Raw genomic sequence first — 18,260 nt, forward strand, 5'->3', positions numbered from 1 at the left:
CCCTTATGAGACTGCCTGTCAGCAAGCTCGTCAATCCCCTGTGCGCGACTTGTTGACCCGGCGTCTACCACGTGTGAGCCTGCGGGACATGCCGACCTTCGACCTGTACGCCAAGGAACCCGAAGAGCCCGTGTGGCAGGTGCCGGCGACCGGTGCGGCCCGTTTCGACTGGGAGGCCGTCTTTCCAGGCCGACGTGACGGTGTCGGCCGCGACCGCCTCCTGGCCCTCTACCAGAAGGGCAAGGACAAGCAGTGGGACGGGCAGAAGCGGATCGACTGGGAGCTGGAGGTGGATCCGTACGATCCGCTGGGGACTCCCGACGAGGCGATGTCGCTGTACGGGACCCGGCACTGGGCGAAGCTGACGGACAAGGACAAGGGCGATCTGCGGCGGCACTACGCCTCCTGGCAGTTCAGCCAGTTCCTGCACGGCGAGCAGGGCGCGATGATCTGCGCCGCCCGGATCGTGGAGTCGGTCCCCGACCTGGACGCCAAGTTCTACTCCGCGACCCAGACGATGGACGAGGCCCGGCACGCCGAGATCTACGGCCGTTTCCTGCACGAGAAGATCGGACTGCTGTACCCGATCAACGACAACCTCCAGTCCCTGTTGGGGGACACCTTGCGCGACTCGCGCTGGGACATGCCGTACCTGGGCATGCAGGTGCTGATCGAGGGCCTCGCGCTGGCGGCCTTCGGCATGATCAGGGACACGACGGACAAGCCGCTGCCGAAGCAGATCCTCGCCTACGTCATGCAGGACGAGGCCCGGCACGTGGCCTTCGGCCGGATGGCCCTGCGCGACTACTACAAGCAGCTCACCGACGCCGAGCTGAGGGAGCGCGAGGAGTTCGTCATCGAGGGCTGCTACCTCATGCGCGACCGGCTGCGGGGCGTGGAGGTCCTGGAGAACTTCGGCATCCCGAAGCCCGAGGCCGAGGAGTACAGCGAACAGTCCGAATTCCTCGCCCTGTTCCGCAAACTCCTCTTCAGCCGCATCGTCCCCTGCGTCAAGGACATCGGCCTGTGGGGCAAACGCCTCCAGCAGGCCTACGTCGACATGGGCGTCCTGGAGATGGGCGACTCCGATCTGGACCTGCTGATGACCCAGGACGAGGAGATCGCCGAGCAGTTGGACGCCGAGCGCTTCGCGGCGGAGGAGAAGGAGCGGGTGGCGGAGGTGCAGGGGGCGATCGAAACCGGTCGACGGGTCGAGGATTGATCACTCGTTCGACGGGCGGATCGGCATATCCGCCTGGGTACGCCGGCTGCGCCAGGCGTACCTCACCGCCGCCGACCGCCGCCGCTAGGCCGAGCAGCCCAGCCCCTCCGGCACCTCGCCGATCAGTGGTGTCGCCCCCTGGGGCGGGAACTGCGTCCGCAGCGTGAAGGCGTACGGGGTCGGGCCGTGGGTGCGGATGTGGAGGAGGCGGGACTCCGCCTCGGCGACCGTGGGGCGGTGACCCGCAGGGACCCACCACAGGGTGACCATGGCCTCCTGGACCCGCTCGAACCACTCGCGGCGACGGGCGAGCATCTCCCGGTGCCTGCCCTGGTACATGTACGCGGTCAGGGAGTCGATGTCGCGCCACACCGACATGTTGAGGATCAGCCAGGAGTCCCCGAAGACGGGCACATCAGTGGCGTTGCCCGTGTCGCTCTGCAGGCGCCAGACGAAACCGTCGGCCGCGTCGGCGTCGGCGTTCACCGGGTCGAGGGCGTCTACGAAGTCCTTCAGCTGCGGGGAGTCCAGCGGTGCCTTGAGGCGGCCGATGTTGACCTCGGCGAGTTCATACGCGGTGGCAGGCTGAGTCATGCACCGAACGTTAGGTCGGGAGCCCCGGCCGTGGTAGTCCCGTCTCACCGACCGGGCACCTGCGGGCGGGACTTGAGCACCGCCTCCATCACCGCCCGCGCGATCGGCGCCGCGTCGCCGCCCCCGCTGATGTCCCGGCGCTCCGCCTCGGCGTCCTCCACGACCACCGCGACCGCCACCCGTGGCGCCGGATCGCGGTCACCCTGTGCCCAGGAGACGAACCAGGCGTACGGCGTACCGGAGTTGCGGCGGCCGTGCTGCGCGGTGCCGGTCTTGCCGCCGACCTTGGCGCCGCGGATCGCGGCCCGGCGCCCTGAGCCGTTCTCGACCACCTCCCGCATCAACGCGCGCAGCCGGACCGCCGTCGAGGGGGACATCGCCTGGCGGACCGCGCGCGAGCCCGCGGTCGCGAGGACGCTGCCGCCCGGCCGGGTCGTGCGCTCCACCAGGTACGGCTCCCGCACCTGGCCGCCGTTGGCCACGGCCGCCGCGACCATCGCCATCTGCAGTGGTGTGGCGCGGGTGTTGTACTGGCCGATCGACGACAGTCCGAGCTGCGCCCGGTCGAGCGAGGTGTCGAAGGTGGACCGGGCCACCGGGAAGGGGATCCGCAGCGACGGGTTGTTGAAGCCGAAGGCGTGTGCCATGGCCGTCATGTCCCCCACACCGACCTCGACGCCGAGCTTGGCGAACACCGTGTTGCAGGAGAGGGTGAAGGCCTCGCGCACGGAGGCGTTCCGGCAACCCCGGGACGCGTTCGTCAGGCGGGTCCGCGTCCCGGGCAGGGTGTACGGGTCGGGCGAGTCGGTCGGCGCGTCGAGGTCCGTGACCACACCGGTGTCCAGCGCGGCGGCCGTGGTGACGACCTTGAAGGTCGAGCCCGGCGGATACGTGTGGCGTACCGCCCGGTTGAGCATCGGCCGGTCCTTGTCCGAGGTGAGCCGTGTCCAGGCCCGGGCCGCCGCCGACCCGTTCCCGGACAGCGGCTGGGGGTCGTAGGACGGGCGGGACACCAGGGCCAGGATCCGGCCGGTCGACGGTTCCAGCGCCGCGACCGCGCCCTTGAGCCCGGCGAGTCCCCGGTAGGCCGCCTGCTGCGCGGCCGGGTCGAGGGTCGTGACGACGTCACCGCCGGTGCTCCGTGCCCGCGTGAAGTCGTTCCACAGCGGGAACGGAGCGAGCATCGGATCCGAGCCGGACAGGACGCCGTCCTCGGTGCGCTCCAGGAGCGTCGTCCCGTACAGCTGGGAGGCGAAGCCGGTGACCGGCGCGTACAACGGGCCGTCCGTGTAGGTCCGTTCGTAGCGGAGGTGCTCGCGGGTGTCCTTCGAGCCGGTGATCGGCCGGCCGCCGACCAGGATGTCGCCCCGCGGCTCCTCGTAACGGGTGATGTCGGGGCGGCGGTTGGCCGGGTTGCGGTCGTACTCGGGGGCCTGGACGACCTGGACGCGGGCGGCGTTCAGCAGCAGCGCCACCAGCAGCAGCGCACAGAAGACGCCGGCGTGCCGGATGTGCCGCGTCACCGGGTGTCCTGCCCGTCGCCCTGCCGCCGGGCCGAGTCGCTCACCCGGACCAGCAGCGCCACGATCGCCCAGTTGGTGACCACCGACGAACCGCCCTGCGCCAGGAACGGCATCGCCATGCCGGTCAGCGGGATCAGCCCGGTCACCCCGCCCGCGATCACGAACACCTGCAACGCCACCAGCGAGGCGAGGCCGACCGCGAGCAGCCGGCCGAAGGGTTCGCGCAGGGCGAGGCCGGCCCGGTAGCCACGCTCCACCAGCAGCCCGTAGAGGAGGAAGATCGCGGAGAGGCCGACCAGGCCCAGTTCCTCACCGGCCGTGGCCAGGATGAAGTCCGACTTCACGGCGAAGCCGATGAGGACGGAGTGGCCGAGGCCGAGGCCCGTGCCGAGCAGGCCGCCCTCCGCGAAGGCGAACAGGGACTGGGCGAGCTGGTTCGCGCCATCGCCGGCCTCGATGGAGGCGAAGGGGTGCAGCCAGGTCTCGATCCTGCTGTGCACGTGCGGCTCCAGCCGGCCCACGGCGACCGCGCCCAGCGCCGCCAGCAGCAGGCCCACGGCGATCCAGCCGGTGCGGCCGGTGGCGACGTAGAGGAGGACGACGAACAGGCCGAAGAACAACAGAGAGGTGCCCAGGTCGCGTTCCAGGATCAGGACGCCGACGCTCACCAGCCACACCGCGACGATCGGGCCGAGGACCCGGCCGGTGGGGAGCTGGAGCTTCCAGATGCGGCGGCCGGTGCAGGTGAGGGCGTTGCGGTTCGCGGCCAGGTACGCGGCGAAGAACACCGCCAGCAGCACCTTCGCGAACTCGCCCGGCTGGATGGAGAACCCGGCCACCCGGATCCAGATGCGGGCCCCGTTCACCGCCGGGAACAGGATCGGCAGGGTGAGCAGTACCAGGGCGGCGACGACGCAGACGTACGTGTAGCGCTGCAGCACCCGGTGGTCGCGCAGCAGCAGGACGACCAGGATGAACAGCGCCACACCCAGCGTCGACCAGACCAGCTGGGCCGGTGCCGCCCGGTCGCCCGGGGTCTCCAGGTCGAGCCGGTAGATGAGCACCAAACCCAGCCCGTTGAGCAGCACGCCGATCGGCAGCAGGAGGGGGTCGGCGTAGGGGGCCCGCAGGCGTACGGCCAGATGGGCCAGCAGCGCCAGCACGCCCAGCCCGGCGCCGTAGCCGGCCGCACCGGGGGGCAGGGTGCCGTGCTGGGCCAGGCCCACGGCGCAGTAGCCGTACACCGACAGCAGTACGGCCAGGACGATGAGGGCGAGTTCGATGCCCCGGCGCCGGGGGAGGCGGCGGACGGCGGGCGCGGGTGGGTCCGCCGTCGCCACGGTGATTCCGGCCTTGCTCATGTCCGGAACCTACCCAAACGGTTCGTCATGTGTGTCTTTGGATGACCGAATGTCAGCACCAGCGTGGCGCGGGGCCGATGTTGTCGATGTAGCGGGCCGCGCCCCAGGCCCAGGTGCCGTCCGTGAGCAGGTACCACAGGGGGTTGCCCTGCACGGTCTCGCCGCCCGTCTTGCAGAAGATCCTTACGATGTCGCCCTTGTGGGCGTACCGGATGATCTGCGAGCCACGGTTCGGGGCACTGCGCAGCGCCAGCGTGCCGGCCGTGACGACGCCCTGGTAGAGCTGCGAGTCGTGGTCGCCCCCGTTCCCGCCGCTCGGGTCGTGGTCGCCCCCGTTCCCGCCGCTCGGGTCGTGGTCGCCCCCGTTCCCGCCGCTCGGGTCGTGGTCGCCCCCGTTCCCGCCGCTCGGGTCGTGGTCGCCCCCGTTCCCGCCGCTCGGGTCGCGGCCGTCCCCGTTGCCGCCGCTCGGGTCGTGCTGGCCGTGCTGGTTCCCGTTGCCGCCGCTCGGGTCCCAGTCGTCGTGCGTGGCGGCGGCGGGCGTGGCGGCGGCCGCCGCGGCGAGAAGTCCGGCGGCGGTGGCTATGGTGAGGCGGGAGCGCAAAGACATGGGGGTTACCTCCATGTAGGGGCGAGAGTGCCGAAGCTGACTAATCGCCACATTAGGAGCGGCCCACGGCCCCCGCCCTTCACAGTGGGCCATAGGAGGAAGCGCCCCGAACTCTCAGTCCGCCGCCAGCACCAGAGTCGCCATCGCGCCACCGTCCGGCGCGTTCGCGAACTCCAGCCGCGCGCCCAGCACCTCCGCCTGCCCCAGCGCGATGGTCAGCCCGAGCCCGTGACCCCGCGTACCCCCCTCCGTACGGAAGCGCTGCGGACCGTGCGTCACCAGATACTCCGGAAACCCCTCCCCATGATCACGAACGGTCACCACCGGACCGTCCACGGTCAGCACGACCGGCCCCCGCCCGTGCTGGTGCGCGTTGGCCACGAGATTGCCCAGCACCCGCTCCAGCCGCCGCCGGTCCGTCTCCACGGACACGTCCCGTACGACCCTGACCTCCGTGCCGTTCCCCGCCGCCCGCACCGCCCGCTCGGCCAGCGGCCCCAACTGCTCGGTGTCCAGCTCCAGCCGCTCCCGCCCGGTGTCCAGCCGGGAAATCTCCAGCAGGTCCTCCGTGAGCGTGCGCAGCGCCGCCACCCGGTCCCGCACCAGCTCCGTCGGACGGCCCGGCGGCAGCAGCTCGGCCGCCGCGTGCAGTCCGGTCAGCGGCGTGCGCAGCTCGTGCGCGACATCCGCCGTGAACCGCTGCTCCGCGAGCAGCTTGCCCTGCAGCGACGACGCCATGGAGTCAAGCGCGGCGGCGACCGCCGCCACCTCGTCCTGCGGGCCCGTCGGGCCCTTCGTCCGCGGGTCCGTACGGGGGTCGTTCACGCGCGCGTCCAGATCGCCCGCGCTGATCCGCCGCGCCACCCGTGCCGTGGTGTGCAGCCGCCGCGTCACCCGCGTCACCGCGAACGCGCCGACCAGCAGCGTCGCGCCGATCGCCAGGCCCGACGACCACAGGATCGCCCGGTCGAGGCCCGCGATGGTGCGGGCCTGCTGCGAGTAGTCGACCGCCACGGCCAGGGCCCGTTCTCCGTCGGCGGGCCCCGCCGCCCACATGGTGGGGCGTCCCTCCCGGTCGGCGACCATCGTGCCCCGCTCCCCGGCCACCGCCAGGTCGCGCAGCTCCCGGGGCAGCCCCGGCGGGTCCACCCCCGCGCCCCGCCGCAGCGCGTCCCCGGCCTCGTACCGTTCCGCCGCCTGGGCCAGCCGCTGCAACGCCTGGTCGCGGGCCTGCCCGACGGTCTGGTTCGTCACCTGCACATGCACCAGCACACCGAGCAGGGCGGCCAGCGCACAGCACATCACGGTGATGAAGGCGGCGGCCTTGGCGGCGAGCGTGCCGGACCACTGGGGGAGCGAGGGTCTCATCCGGTGCTCGCCGAGGGGGAGACGGTGGGGGAAGGCGACGGGGGCCGGGAGTGCTTGCGCGGGCCGGTGCGCAGCATCTCGTCGTGGGTGAGGAGCATGGCCCGCTGGTCCCGGTCCCACGTCCACTGGAGGCGGTACTCGTAGCCGGCGACCTCGGAGGGCGAGCGGATGACGAGCGAACGCCCGGCCAGCTCGACGCCGCTCAGAGCGTCCTCCCAGGTCATCACCTGCTCGAGCCGGTTCTTCTCGACGGTGTAGACACGCACGGCGGTGGTCCTGCCGGGCAGCAGCCGGAAGCCCAGCGTGAGGTCGGCGCGTCCGTCGCCGGTCAGGTCCCGGTAGTAGGGCCTGAGGACCGGGCACGTGCCGTGTCCCGGACCCTCGGCGCAGTCGGCCATCCGGGCCTCGGTGTCGCGGTAGGGGGCCTCGGCGCCGTCGTAGTCGGCGGGGTGTGCGGAGATCTCGGCCCGGACGATGCCGACCGGGTCCACCCTCCTGATGTCGTCGCCGGGGACCTTCACCCCCTTGACCACCTCGGTGTCCACCTCGCCGATCTCGAAGGCCGGGCTGGACGCCGGTGTCAGCTCGGGCCAGAGCCGGGCCGGTCCGACCGCCGTCGGGGCCGACCCGGCTCCCTCGAGCCCGCCCGCGTCCCCGCAGCCCACTGCGCCGGCCAGCAGCAGGGCGACGACAGCGACACGGCCGGCCACCCGGCCACGGCGGTTCCGCGGGCGGCCGGAGCGGCCGGCAGGTCCGTCGGGGCGGCCGGCGAGGTGGCCGAGGGGACTGCCGGGGCGGCCGGCGAGGTGGACGAGCGGACTGCCGGGGCGGTTGCCAGGGCGGCTGAGGGGCACTGCACTCCTGCGGTTCGTGGGTGATCACGCGGCTCGGACACGACCGCCGGCCGCGTACACCTTATTCGTAGGGAAGTCCTATTTGCGCGGGAGGGCAGTCATGCCGTGCTACCCGGTGCCCTGCTGCTCGGTCAGTTCCTCCAGCAGCCGGGCCGTGGTCAGCCCGGCCCGCAGGTACTCGACGAACAGGTCGTTGTGCAGCGCCCAGGGCGAGCGGCGGTCCCGGATCAGCCGGATCGCCGCCTCGGCCGAGCTGCCCCGGCGCATCAGCGCGTGCGCGACGACCAGGCCGGAGCGGTTGTAGCCGTGGTAACAGCGGACGAGGACCCTGCGGCCCTCCTCCAGCGCCTCGCACGCGGCCTCTGCCAGCCGGATCACCCCGGCCAGCTGTGTTCCGTCCAGCGGCCCGTCCGGGATCGGCCACACATGGTGCCGCACGCCAGGGGCGGGCCCGTGCCCCGGCAGCCGCAGCAGCGTCTGCACGAGATCGAACTCGTCCCGGACGACGGCGAACTCCCTCTGGCCCGAGGCGCCCGTGAACTCGTGGCCGCCCATCCACAGACCGGGGGCGACCTCGTTCCACGGGCTCTCCGGAGTCGGCACATCGGGTTTCCCGCGGGTACGCAACGACGCCTCCCCACCCTCACCGCCCGAGGGCCCGCACGGCGTTGACCAGGCACGGAGTCCTTCCCGCGCCCGATACCCAGGCAGGCCCAACTCCTCTCAAAGGTAACCGGGTTCTTGCCCCCGCAGCACCCCGCCTGTTCCCATGGTCGGGGGTGATGGTGCATGGACGGACTGCGCGTCATACCGACCTGGCGGCACGGACGTGAGCGGCTGTACGTCCGCCTCCCAGACGGCAGGAACATCGCCTGGTACGACCGTGAGGCGGCCCGGGTGAACCTGCTCGGCGAGGATCGCGAGAACGAGGTCCTGCGGGCCCTCAGGCCCTTCGTCACCGGCCCGGTGACGGTCGGACCGCCCCCGGTGCCCACCCCCGCCGAACTCGCCCGCCTCACCCTCCACCCCGACGACGACCTGGCCCCCAACCGCCCCGGCGAGGCCCTCGTCGTCGACCTCGACCGCGCCCCCGGCCCGGCCCACCGGCTTCGCCCCGACCCCCGCCGCCGCGCCCTGGCGGCCGAGCAGGCGGTCGGGGACGCCCTGGACGACCTGGACGGCGCCGGCTGGCACACGCTGCACTCCGTGCCGCTCCCCGGCGGCGACCGCATCCACCACCTGCTGATCGGCCCCGGCGGCCTGTACGCCGTGCACGCGCTGTACGCCCGCAAGCAGCGCGTGACGGTTTCCGACCCGCTTGTCACCCTGGGCCGCCGCGACCCGCACCCCCTGCTCCGACGCGTCCGCGCCGACGCCGACCGCGCCTCCTACGCCCTGACCGCCGAGGTCCGGCCGGCGCTCGCCCTGGTGGACCCCGCGGGAGTGTCGGTCCCGGCCCCGCCACGCGAGGTCCGTGTCCTGACGGACACGGAGCTGCGGGGCCTGGCGCGCCAGGGCGGCGTCCTCAAACCGGCGGACGTGGAGGCCCTGCACGCGATGGCCCGGGACCGGAACACCTGGGCACGGGTGTGAGCGGGGGCTGACGGGGCTGACGGGGCTGAGCGTGGCTGACGGGGCTGCCGGGTTGCTTGGGTGTTTCGGTGGCGCCGGCCCGGCGGGGGCTGCTGGGTCGTCGGGGATTGTCGGGGCCGGTCCGGCGGGGGCTGCCGGACCGCTCGAGTCGTCCGCCCAGCCGTCAGCGGCCTTGCGAGCCGCCCCCTTGCATCCCGACCAGCCGTCCCACCCGCGGCTATGGCAGCCGTCCCGCCGACCCCGGGTCCAGCAGCGGCGCCAGCAGATCCCCGTAGTCCTGCAGCCGAGGCGCGATGTCCCCCGCCTGGAAGTCCAGCCGGCCATCCACGCCCGACGCCTCGATCTCCTCCCAGGTCACCGGCGCCGACACGGTGGGTTCCGCGCGGGCCCGGAGCGTGTAGGGCGTCGCCGTGGTCTTGCGAGCGGCGTTCTGGCTCCAGTCGACGAAGACCTTGCCGGACCGCAGGCTCCGCGTCATCCGGTGCAGGGCGAGGCGCGGCATGGCCTTCTCCGCCTCGACGGCCAGCGCCTTGGCGTATTCCGACACCCGCTCGGAGGACGCCCCGCGCACGGCGGCGAGCAGATGCAGCCCCTTCGAGCCGGAGGTCTTGGCGTAGGTCTCGAAGCCGTCCTCCGCGAGCCGCTCCCGCAGCCACAGCGCGACCTCGCAGCACTGCACGATGCTCGCGGGCGCCCCCGGATCGAGGTCGAACACGATCCGGTCGGCCTCCTCCGGCGTGCCCACGAGCCACTGGTGGGTGTGGAACTCCGTGACGAGGTTCGCCGCCCACATCAGACTCGGCAGGTCCTGCACCACAACCATTCGCGAGGGCCCCTCGACCCGCGGCACCTCGGCGGTGGTGACCCACTCGGGCGTACCCGGCGGCACGTTCTTCGCGAAGAACACCTGCCCGTCCGGCCCGTCCGGATACCGCAGGAAGGACACCGCCCGGTCACGCAGATGGGGCAGCAGGACCTCGGCGACGGTCGCGTAGTAGTGCAGCACCTCGCCCTTGGTGAAGCCGGTGGCGGGATAGAGCACCTTCTCCAGATTGCTGAGTGCGAGCCGTCGCCCCTCCACCACTGTGATAGGCGCCATACGATAAGAATCCCACGCAAACCATGACGAACACTCCCGAGCGTGACCCGAAGGGTGCTGCACGTGAGATCCATCTGGAACGGCGCCATCTCGTTCGGCCTGGTCAGCATTCCGATCAAGCTGGTGAACGCCACCGAGAGCCACTCGATCTCCTTCCGTCAGATCCACACCGAGGACGGCGGCCGCATCCGCTACCGCAAGTTCTGCGAACTGGAGGACCGCGAGGTCACCCAGGAGGACATCGGCAAGGGCTACGAGGACGCGGACGGCACGATCATCCCGATCACCGAGGAAGACCTGTCCAGCCTGCCCCTCCCCACCGCCAAGACGATCGAGATCGTCGCCTTCGTCCCGGCCGACCGGATCGACCCGCTCCAGATGGACGCGGCGTACTACCTGCAGGCGAGCGGCGCCCCGGCGGCGAAGCCGTACACCCTGCTGCGGGAGGCGCTCAAACGCAGCAACAAGGTGGCGATCGCCAAGTTCGCCCTGCGCGGCCGGGAACGCCTCGGCATGCTCCGGGTCGTCGGCGAGGCCATCGCGATGCACGGCCTGCTGTGGCCGGACGAGGTCCGCGCCCCCGAGGGCCTCGCCCCCGACACGAACGTCACCGTCCGTGACCAGGAGCTGGACCTGGCCGACGCGCTGATGGACACCCTCGGCGAGGTCGACCTGGAGGACCTGCACGACGAGTACCGCGAGGCCGTGGAGGAGGTCATCGCCGCGAAGGCCGCCGGAGAGGCCCTGCCCCAGGCTCCGGAACCCGCGGCCGGAGGCAAGGTCCTGGACCTCATGGCGGCCCTGGAGAGCAGTGTCCGCGCGGCCCGCGAGTCCCGAGGCGAGGAGGCCGCCGACCACGCCGAGGTCGAGTCGCTTCCCCCGCGCAGGACGTCCCGCGCGGCTCCCAAGCAGACCGGCGGCAAGAAGTCGACGTCCACAGCGAAGAAGACGGCGGCCAAGAAGACGGCGGCGTCGTCGAAGAAGTCGACGGCCAAGTCGGCCCAGGGCGCGAAGAAGACGGCGGCGAAGAGCACCGCGAAGAAGACCCCGGCGAAGAAGTCGACGACCCGCAAGCGCTCGGCCTGACCCGCTTCAGGGCACGTCCGCGTTGCCCCTCACGTCCGCGATGCCCCTTTCGGTGCTCCGGCCGACTGGCCCGCTCCCGCGCGGGGTACCCCGCCCCAGGGGGAGACGGGAGAGAGCGCCATGCCGCGGCCCACGGACCACCCCACCGACGACGACACCCTCGACGTCCACTTCATCGGCAACGCGACGGTGCTGTTGTCGTACGGCCCCCTGACCCTGCTCACCGACCCGAACTTCCTGCACCGGGGCCAGTACGCCTACCTCGGATACGGCCTGCTCAGCCGCCGGCTGACCGAACCGGCCCTCGACGTGGCCGAGCTCCCACGGATCGACGGGATCGTCCTGTCGCACCTGCACGGTGACCACTGGGACCGCCGGGCCCGCCGGCACCTGGATCACACCGTGCCGATCCTGACCACCCCGCACGCGGCCCGCCGCCTCAAGGTCGTGCAGGGGTTCCACCGCACGGCGGGCCTGCCCACCTGGAAGTCGCTCACCCCCGCGCGCGGCGCGGCCCAGGTCACGGTCACCGCCCTGCCCGGCCGACACGCCGGCAACGCGATGCTGCGCAGGCTGCTGCCGCCGGTCATGGGGAGCATGCTGGAGTTCGGCCCTGCCGGGGGTCCGCCCCGCGTCCGGCTCTACCTCTCGGGCGACACACTCGTCCACGAGGGCCTCGACGAGATCAGCCGGCACTTCCCGGCCGCCGACCTGGCCGTCCTCCACCTGGGCGGCACCCGCCTCCCCGGCGGCTTCGTCGTCACCATGGACGGCCCCCAGGGAGCCGAACTCGCCCGCCGCCTGCGCCCCCGGCTCGTCCTGCCGGTGCACTACGGCGACTACACGGTGATGCGCTCACCGCTGTCCGAGTTCCTGACCGAGGCGGAGAGGCTCGGCCTGGGGGACCGCGTCGTCCACTGCGGCCATGGTGAGCGCGTCCGGGTGTCGTGCGAGGCGGGGGCGGTTCCGAGGCTCCACTGACCAGGGCTCTTGATGCCCTGCGCGTCGGACAGAACCTGATCCGGAGGGCATGTCCCGGGGGCGATCGAGGTCAGGCCACCCGCCTGTCCTCCTGCTCGGACTCTTCCTCGTCGTCCTCGTCCGGCAGATGGACATCGTCGACGGAGATGTTGACCTCCACGACCTCCAGCCCGGTCATCCGCTCCACCGCGTTGATGACGTTGGTCCGGATGTCCGCTGCGGTGTCGGCGATGGCGGCGCCGTACTCGACGACGACGTCCAGATCGACGGCGGCCTGACGCTCGCCGACCTCCACCTTCACGCCCTGCGTGACACCACTGCCCGTGCCGGGCACGCGGTCGCGCACGGCACCGATGGCCCTGGTCATCCCGCCGCCGAGCTGGTGCACCTCGGGAACTTCCCGGGCGGCCATGCCCGCGATCTTCGCCACGACCGGGTCAGCGATCGCGGTGCTCCCGCGCGTCTCGGGGGCGCCCTTGCCGCCCTGCGACGACAGGGCGCCGTCCTGTCCGGTTCTGGTCGTGGGGTTACTGCGCTGTGTGGTCTCCGTCATGACCGTCACCTCGATGATCGGTGAGGGGTACGAGCAGCGTCGTTCTTCTCCACGGTAGAACAGCAGGGCGGATGGGGCGAAAGTGGCGGAAATGACGCAAGGGCCCCGTCGGGGGTTCATCGCGACAGACGAGCGACCTCCGCCTGGGACTCCTCGCACAGCAGGGCGAGTTCAGCCAGGGGACGAGGGTGTCCACGTCGCCGGACACACAGCCGCTCCGAGCCGCTCGGCACACGCCTGCACATACGCGAAGACCCCGGCCTCAGCGTTTCCGCCGGTGACGGGGTCCTTGGGCACCTCATGCAGGTGCCCCCGGCAGGATTCGAACCTGCGCACCCGCCTCCCGAGGCCCCTTGGTTCCTGGACGACACAGCAGGTCACGGGCCTATCTGTGGCAGACCAGGCGGGTCGAGTCCACGGATAGCGCGGCCGTCTGAGCACCGTAACTTTTGGCGGCCGGCCACCCGCCCTTCGAGTGGCCGGCCGCCAGGTGGCGTGGTCGGTGCAGCACGGCCCGTGATCCGAGACGACGTCTGTCCCGAACGCCCACTCAGTCCGCTGTGGGCCGCCAGGACGGTGCAGCGCGGCGGGCGGATCGTGCTGCGAGAAGGCCGATCGTCACCGCGGCCAGGGCGAAGCCGGTGGCTGCGGCGACCAAAACCGGCAAGGAGAATTTGCCCTCCCGCAGGGAGATGACGAAGAACAGCGAGTGCCAATTGGTGACGAACGTCGCGCCGAAGGTCGCGATCAGCAGCGGCACAGTCAGGTACCACAGAGCAATCGTGCGGAAGACCTGGTCATTTCCAGTCAGGACGCTCAGGGGCGCCAGCCCCGCTCTGATGCGTACGAACTCGGCGGCGGCGCCACGAGCAGCAGGGCCAGACCAGTACCGCCGAAGAGGATGAGCCAGTTATTGGTCCGGCTCTTCTGCTGAGCTCCGATCACCCAGACTTCGCCAGGAGTCTCGACGTTGATGCCCGGGTGTGCGGCATAGGCGGCCTTTTCCACCTCAGCCCGGTGCCCGGGCTCATCGGTGGTGATGATCAGAGACCCGTTGACCTGGCCAACGGACAGATCGCCGCTGACAGCCCGGACGGTGAGATTACCCCCGAAGGGGCGGGCCAGCTCTTCCAGCCGTGGATCAGTCGTGCCGACCGGCTGAGCGGTCGCCGGGCAGGGCAGATGCAGTGACCTCAGATCAGAGCAGGATCCCGTCAGATCGATACGGGGTGCCTCGTCACCGGGGTGAGCAGTCGCCGCCAGAAGGTGCGCTCCGTCAGGGAGGCCACGGGAGAGGACCTTTACGGCCTGAGGAGTCAGAGTGCTGCTGTGGGCGGTGTAGAGGGTGTCTCCGACGCGCTGAGTGATCCGCTGGGCTTCGGCGGCACTGTCACCCAGACGGCTGTTCCAGACCTGGAGATGGCTGATGAGACCGATACCGATGATGAAAACCACGGAGAGCCGCACCAGGACACCCGGGTGGGACGCGGTCCAGCGGCCTGCGATGAGTCGGCCGGCATTCCCCTTGCGATAACCACTCGCAGCGATGCGCTTGCCGTTGGCCACACTCAGCATGGCCATCACCGAGGGCAGAGTGGCCCACATCAGGACGGTACCGGACAGGAAGACTACGAGGTCAGCCCCCTTGGGGGCGTATTGACTGAAGGCGATTGCCAGCACGCCCACCACGCACAAGCCCAGACGCCATTTCGGCAGACGTGAAGAGAAGGTGCCCGGCCGCGTCGCTGTCTTTGAGCGTTGCACGCGGTGAAGGAGGACTACCAGCAGCAGCATCAAGACCAGTGAGGCGACAAGTGCGGCGGCCAGCTCGGGCCACGCCCGTCGCAGGTCGGCTGCGTTGATGACGTAGCCGGTGACGGGCAGGCGTGTATCGGTGGCCAGCAGCAGCGCTGCCGGGATGAGGGACACCAGCGTTCCGGCAGCGGCCGGAACGAAGGCTTCCCCGATGTTGATCACAGCCCGATGGGCCCATGAGGCGCCAAGGGCGTTGACGAGTTGGCTTCGACGGTCACGAGTAGCCGATCCGACGCGGGTGGCCACGACCAGCAGAGCCAGGGCCGGTACGGCCATCAGAACAGCGATAGTGCCGGCAGTGTCAGCCTTGTTGTGGGGGTAGATTTCCTGGTTCATTGGGAAGAGCTGGCCGAAGCCGGTGATGTACTGCCAGGACTCTGCTGTGGGGTCGGCCGGCGGGTGTGCGGGGCGGACGTAGGCGATGCGTTCGGAGGGGGACCTCAGCCCTTGCGTGTCGATGAGTCCGGCGTAGTGACCGTAACGGTCAAGGCTGTCGTAATCCTCCGCCGCCTGGGCCAGTCGGGGGGAGAGGAAGGCTTCACCGGGCCGGGGCCAGCGTGAGAGCCCTGGTGGTGGAGGGCTCTTGGACGCGACGGGCTCGATATAGATGATGCTGTGCGGTGAGGTGCCGAAGGAGTCGACGGCTTCCTTCCACAGGGCAGTAGCCTGACGGGCGTTGCTGGTGAGGAGGGGGCCGCGGGCAGCGTCGCGCTGCATGCGTCCATCGAAAGTCGCGCTTGTGGTGAAGAGCGCCAGCGCAGTCATGGCCAAGGCGGCCGAGGCCGCCATCAGCGCCCAAAAACGCAGCCGCGTTCCCGGCGTCGTGCGTGCCGCAGCCAGACCGATTCCGAGGAGCTGGCGCCACAGTCGTCCTGGGCGGCGGGGCTGGGTGTGCTGTGAGCCGATCACGCCGACGTTCCTCGATCGGCGGGAATGAGAGTGCTTTCCTGAAGCTGGAAGGCGTGAGTAGCGCGGTCGGCGATAGTGGGGTCGTGAGTGACGACCAACAGGGCGCAGCGGCGCTCTTGGCACATTCTGAAGAGCTGGTCAGCGACCTTCTCGCGTGCTTTGTGATCGAGGGCGCCGGTGGGCTCATCGGCCAGTAGTACGGACGGCTGTGCGATCAGGGCGCGGGCGACTGCAGTGCGCTGGCGCTCCCCGCCGGAGAGCATGCCGGTGGGGGTGGTGTCATGGGGGACGTCGAGTTCCATGAGAAGCTCGGTCGCCGTCGCGAAGGCGTGGTGATGGTCAGAGCCGTCCAGGAGCATAGGCAGGGCGACGTTTTCCGCGGGAGTCAGTTCGGGCAGCAGCTCGCCGAACTGGAAGACCATGCCGAGGTGCCTACGACGGGCCTTGGCCAGGGCACCGGGCAGCAGACCGGTCAGACGATGTCCACCAGCGGCGATCGAGCCGGAGTCCGGCTTGATCAGACCGAGCACGCACATCAGTAGCGTGGACTTGCCCGATCCGCTGGGCCCGGTGATGGCCGCAGACTCACCCGGAGCCACGGTGAGCTCGACGTTGTCGAGAAGTACGCGGTCCTCGACCTGATAGGTCAAGCCCTCTATTTGAAGGCCATCACCCAGCGGCGGTGTGTGGGGCACAGCACGTCCTTAAGGCAAAACGGAGACGAAACGGAAACCGCTGGGCAAGCCGCACTGCTGCTTGCCCAGCGGATGGCATCACGGTGAAGACACGTTACGGGGCAACCCAGCCAGAGCAGTCGTCCTCGGCCAGGTTGGGGAGCTCAAGGAAAGCCCGATCCCAAGCATCCGTCGAAAAAGCCGAAGGTGGGGGGAAGTTGACCCCCGAGTGGTGGCCAACCCCGAGCAGGCTCGATCGCTGCTGACCGCTGTCTCTTACATCGGTTGCGTCGGTGGGTACGGCCGGGCGCGTGGTCGTCGGCTCGTCGGCCTGCTCGCCTGCATGTACGACGGTGCCTTCCGTCGGGCTGAGGCTGCCGGCCTGACCGAGGCAGACCGGAAGCTGCCTGAGGCCGGCTGGGGCACTGCCCTGCTGAACCGGACTCGTCCCAGCGTCGGCCAGCAGTGGACGGACTCCGGTGAGACGCATGACGATCGAAGTCTCGAGAACCGGCCGACGGAAGAGGTCCGGCTCGGCACTGCCGAGGACGCGCGGCTGTTCACCAACGAGCGTGGGGAGGTGGTCGGCTCCTCGCCGCACTACCGCGTCTGGCAGGAGGTCCGTGCGCTGGCGCTTCCCCCGGCCGTGGTCGCCTCACCGCTCGCGGCCCGACCGCACAACCTCCGGCACTCGGCACTGTCGACCTGGCTCAACTCCGGGTGGCCCCGACCGACGTCGCCGAACGTGCGGGCAGCAGCGTGGAGGTCCTGCTGAGCCGCAACGCCAAGTGCATAGACGGCCGGCAGAAGATCGCCAACCGCGAGATCGAGGAGTTGTCGCGCGAGTACGAGTGATCCCGCGCGGCGCTAGGCTTCGAGTCCCTGGACTCGTCCGGGGGCTTTCGCCGTTGGTGGGCCGGCAGGGATCGGTGGCAGTGCCACTTCTGCTCGCTCACGGCCAACGAGTCCTGTGGTGGTCCTCAAGAGAAGACCGCGCCTTGTGATTTTTTGGGAGATGTCATGGGCTTGCTTGCGGTCCTCGATGAAGCCGTGGCCACGTTCAAGGCTCCTCTGGGAGAGGACGACCGGGCGCAGGGCTGGACCGATGATCTCCGAAGAGAGGTGCAGGCAGAGATCTCGATCAATCGCTCGGTGCTGCGTCGCCACGGGCTGGGTATGGCGCGGCACCTGCGTCCTCGCCTCGACGAGTGGATGGAACATGAGGGCGTGCAGCCCGGGCGCCTCCGGGACCTGGTGGGTGACGTGCAGCGGTCGCTCGTGGAAGCTCGGACCATGACGTGAGAAATGCCTACCGACCTGGGCGTTCGTCGCCCGCCGCCAGTCAATCCACGGACCCCGACATACAGCCGCTCCAGGCAGCACACGCCTGCACATACGCGAAGACCCCGCACTCAGCGTTTCCGCTGATGACGGGGTCTTTGGGCACCTCATACAGCGTGCCCCCGGCAGGATTCGAACCTGCGCACACGGCTCCGGAGGCCCTTACAGGTTCCGACGTTCGAGCAGGTCGCAGGCCTCTGAACCACAGGTGGCGCGCGCTTCGTCCACAGGTAGTCCACGGGGTGTTTTGTAGGCCGCTCGGAGAGTGGGGAAAGAGCCTGGGCCAACACCACGGAGCGCGGTTCACTGAGGCTTCTGCCGACCTGTAGTGATTGCACGGGCTGAGCGCGCGACGCGCTCATGTTGGTGGCCGCACCCCGGCCCTGCCGACTGCATTGGCGGCTGTGCGCACAGGGCGGAAGGACAGGGAAGAGCGTGCTGGGACCCTCTGGCAAGTGCCGCCTTCGGGGCCTGCCGTCCTTCCGGCATAGGCGGCTAAGGGTGGCCGTAGCGAGTTGCAGCCCTCTGCCTCGAACGAGGGTTCAGTTACAGCAGGAGTGCTGCCCGGGTGCGGGAAAGCAGCAGGCTTTCTGTCAGCTTTCAGGGGGGGGAGGGGGCCGACAGGGATGCGCCAGCAGGCCGCAAGAGCGACGAACAAGCGCATTTGCCTATCGCGCGGA

At 70.4% G+C, this 18,260-nt stretch carries 18 protein-coding genes and 1 tRNA gene; 6 read left to right on the top strand and 13 right to left on the bottom strand.

Annotated features, from left to right (window positions below):
• Positions 1–88: 88 nt before the first annotated feature.
• On the top strand, positions 89–1,222 hold the full coding sequence (locus ACWD1U_RS12175; protein WP_451106772.1) for a ferritin-like domain-containing protein: 1,134 nt from the start codon (positions 89–91) through the stop codon (positions 1,220–1,222).
• A gap of 84 nt (positions 1,223–1,306) precedes the next feature.
• Here ACWD1U_RS12175 and ACWD1U_RS12180 read toward each other — a convergent pair whose 3' ends face one another.
• From ACWD1U_RS12180 to ACWD1U_RS12210, 7 genes are all read right to left on the bottom strand, one after another.
• Entirely contained in the window at positions 1,307–1,816 is a 510-nt protein-coding gene (locus ACWD1U_RS12180) for a DUF3291 domain-containing protein (protein WP_451106774.1), read from the bottom strand.
• A gap of 44 nt (positions 1,817–1,860) precedes the next feature.
• The gene (locus ACWD1U_RS12185) at positions 1,861–3,339 is read right to left on the bottom strand and encodes a penicillin-binding transpeptidase domain-containing protein (protein WP_451106775.1); all 1,479 of its coding nucleotides are present in this window, start codon (positions 3,337–3,339) and stop codon (positions 1,861–1,863) included.
• On the bottom strand, positions 3,336–4,700 hold the full coding sequence (locus ACWD1U_RS12190) for an FtsW/RodA/SpoVE family cell cycle protein (protein WP_451106776.1): 1,365 nt from the start codon (positions 4,698–4,700) through the stop codon (positions 3,336–3,338). Before ACWD1U_RS12190 ends, ACWD1U_RS12185 begins: the two co-directional genes overlap by 4 nt.
• A 52-nt stretch (positions 4,701–4,752) precedes the next feature.
• Positions 4,753–5,307 (bottom strand): SH3 domain-containing protein, encoded by a 555-nt coding sequence (locus ACWD1U_RS12195; protein WP_451106778.1) that lies wholly within the window; start codon positions 5,305–5,307, stop codon positions 4,753–4,755.
• Between the two features lie 114 nt (positions 5,308–5,421).
• Positions 5,422–6,675, bottom strand: a complete 1,254-nt coding sequence (locus tag ACWD1U_RS12200) for an ATP-binding protein (RefSeq protein ID WP_451106780.1) — start codon at positions 6,673–6,675, stop codon at positions 5,422–5,424.
• A complete protein-coding gene (locus ACWD1U_RS12205) occupies positions 6,672–7,385 on the bottom strand; it encodes a hypothetical protein (RefSeq protein WP_451107009.1) in 714 nt (237 codons plus the stop codon). The genes ACWD1U_RS12200 and ACWD1U_RS12205 overlap by 4 nt, the downstream gene beginning before the upstream one ends.
• Positions 7,386–7,637: 252 nt before the next feature.
• Entirely contained in the window at positions 7,638–8,156 is a 519-nt protein-coding gene (locus ACWD1U_RS12210; RefSeq protein WP_451106782.1) for a protein-tyrosine phosphatase family protein, read from the bottom strand.
• 162 nt (positions 8,157–8,318) lie between these two features.
• Here ACWD1U_RS12210 and ACWD1U_RS12215 point away from each other — a divergent pair, with 162 nt between their 5' ends.
• On the top strand, positions 8,319–9,122 hold the full coding sequence (locus tag ACWD1U_RS12215; RefSeq protein WP_451106784.1) for a nuclease-related domain-containing protein: 804 nt from the start codon (positions 8,319–8,321) through the stop codon (positions 9,120–9,122).
• A gap of 217 nt (positions 9,123–9,339) precedes the next feature.
• Here ACWD1U_RS12215 and ligD read toward each other — a convergent pair whose 3' ends face one another.
• Positions 9,340–10,221, bottom strand: a complete 882-nt coding sequence (gene ligD, locus ACWD1U_RS12220; protein WP_451106786.1) for a non-homologous end-joining DNA ligase — start codon at positions 10,219–10,221, stop codon at positions 9,340–9,342.
• Between the two features lie 63 nt (positions 10,222–10,284).
• Here ligD and ku point away from each other — a divergent pair, with 63 nt between their 5' ends.
• Both ku and ACWD1U_RS12230 read left to right on the top strand, forming a co-directional pair.
• A complete protein-coding gene (gene ku / locus ACWD1U_RS12225; RefSeq protein WP_451106787.1) occupies positions 10,285–11,307 on the top strand; it encodes a non-homologous end joining protein Ku in 1,023 nt (340 codons plus the stop codon).
• Between the two features lie 120 nt (positions 11,308–11,427).
• Positions 11,428–12,288 (top strand): MBL fold metallo-hydrolase, encoded by an 861-nt coding sequence (locus ACWD1U_RS12230; protein WP_451106789.1) that lies wholly within the window; start codon positions 11,428–11,430, stop codon positions 12,286–12,288.
• 70 nt (positions 12,289–12,358) lie between these two features.
• Here ACWD1U_RS12230 and ACWD1U_RS12235 read toward each other — a convergent pair whose 3' ends face one another.
• The 4 genes from ACWD1U_RS12235 to ACWD1U_RS12250 all read right to left on the bottom strand — a co-directional run bounded on the left by ACWD1U_RS12235 (position 12,359) and on the right by ACWD1U_RS12250 (position 16,224).
• Positions 12,359–12,841, bottom strand: coding sequence for an Asp23/Gls24 family envelope stress response protein (locus ACWD1U_RS12235; protein WP_451106790.1), 483 nt, complete (start codon positions 12,839–12,841; stop codon positions 12,359–12,361).
• A 550-nt stretch (positions 12,842–13,391) separates the two neighbouring features.
• The gene (locus tag ACWD1U_RS12240; RefSeq protein WP_451106792.1) at positions 13,392–13,601 is read right to left on the bottom strand and encodes a hypothetical protein; all 210 of its coding nucleotides are present in this window, start codon (positions 13,599–13,601) and stop codon (positions 13,392–13,394) included.
• A 56-nt stretch (positions 13,602–13,657) separates the two neighbouring features.
• Complete coding sequence (locus ACWD1U_RS12245) at positions 13,658–15,565, bottom strand: permease (RefSeq protein ID WP_451106793.1); 1,908 nt, start codon at positions 15,563–15,565, stop codon at positions 13,658–13,660.
• Positions 15,562–16,224 carry an ABC transporter ATP-binding protein gene (locus ACWD1U_RS12250; protein ID WP_451107011.1) on the bottom strand — a complete coding sequence of 221 codons (663 nt, stop codon included), beginning with the start codon at positions 16,222–16,224 and terminating at the stop codon, positions 15,562–15,564. The genes ACWD1U_RS12245 and ACWD1U_RS12250 overlap by 4 nt, the downstream gene beginning before the upstream one ends.
• A gap of 735 nt (positions 16,225–16,959) precedes the next feature.
• On the opposite strand from ACWD1U_RS12250, the gene ACWD1U_RS12255 reads away from it, so the two are divergent.
• Positions 16,960–17,094, top strand: a complete 135-nt coding sequence (locus ACWD1U_RS12255; RefSeq protein WP_451106794.1) for a hypothetical protein — start codon at positions 16,960–16,962, stop codon at positions 17,092–17,094.
• A gap of 165 nt (positions 17,095–17,259) precedes the next feature.
• The gene (locus ACWD1U_RS12260) at positions 17,260–17,541 is read left to right on the top strand and encodes a hypothetical protein (protein ID WP_451106796.1); all 282 of its coding nucleotides are present in this window, start codon (positions 17,260–17,262) and stop codon (positions 17,539–17,541) included.
• A 156-nt stretch (positions 17,542–17,697) separates the two neighbouring features.
• Here the strand turns inward: ACWD1U_RS12260 and ACWD1U_RS12265 are convergent.
• Positions 17,698–17,793 (bottom strand) — tRNA-Arg (locus tag ACWD1U_RS12265).
• Positions 17,794–18,260 lie beyond the last annotated feature (467 nt).

Source organism: Streptomyces sp. NPDC002788 (assembly GCF_053592115.1).

Excerpts from the sequence above, each read along its gene's own strand:
- ACWD1U_RS12195 (WP_451106778.1), bottom strand. The coding sequence starts at position 5,307 with ATGTCTTTGCGCTCCCGCCTCACCATAGCCACCGCCGCCGGACTTCTC.
- ACWD1U_RS12235 (WP_451106790.1), bottom strand. The coding sequence starts at position 12,841 with ATGACGGAGACCACACAGCGCAGTAACCCCACGACCAGAACCGGACAG.
- ACWD1U_RS12215 (WP_451106784.1), top strand. The coding sequence starts at position 8,319 with ATGGACGGACTGCGCGTCATACCGACCTGGCGGCACGGACGTGAGCGG.
- ACWD1U_RS12175 (WP_451106772.1), top strand. The coding sequence starts at position 89 with ATGCCGACCTTCGACCTGTACGCCAAGGAACCCGAAGAGCCCGTGTGG.
- ACWD1U_RS12260 (WP_451106796.1), top strand. The coding sequence starts at position 17,260 with ATGGGCTTGCTTGCGGTCCTCGATGAAGCCGTGGCCACGTTCAAGGCT.
- ACWD1U_RS12230 (WP_451106789.1), top strand. The coding sequence starts at position 11,428 with ATGCCGCGGCCCACGGACCACCCCACCGACGACGACACCCTCGACGTC.
- ACWD1U_RS12190 (WP_451106776.1), bottom strand. The coding sequence starts at position 4,700 with ATGAGCAAGGCCGGAATCACCGTGGCGACGGCGGACCCACCCGCGCCC.
- ACWD1U_RS12180 (WP_451106774.1), bottom strand. The coding sequence starts at position 1,816 with ATGACTCAGCCTGCCACCGCGTATGAACTCGCCGAGGTCAACATCGGC.
- ligD (WP_451106786.1), bottom strand. The coding sequence starts at position 10,221 with ATGGCGCCTATCACAGTGGTGGAGGGGCGACGGCTCGCACTCAGCAAT.
- ACWD1U_RS12200 (WP_451106780.1), bottom strand. The coding sequence starts at position 6,675 with ATGAGACCCTCGCTCCCCCAGTGGTCCGGCACGCTCGCCGCCAAGGCC.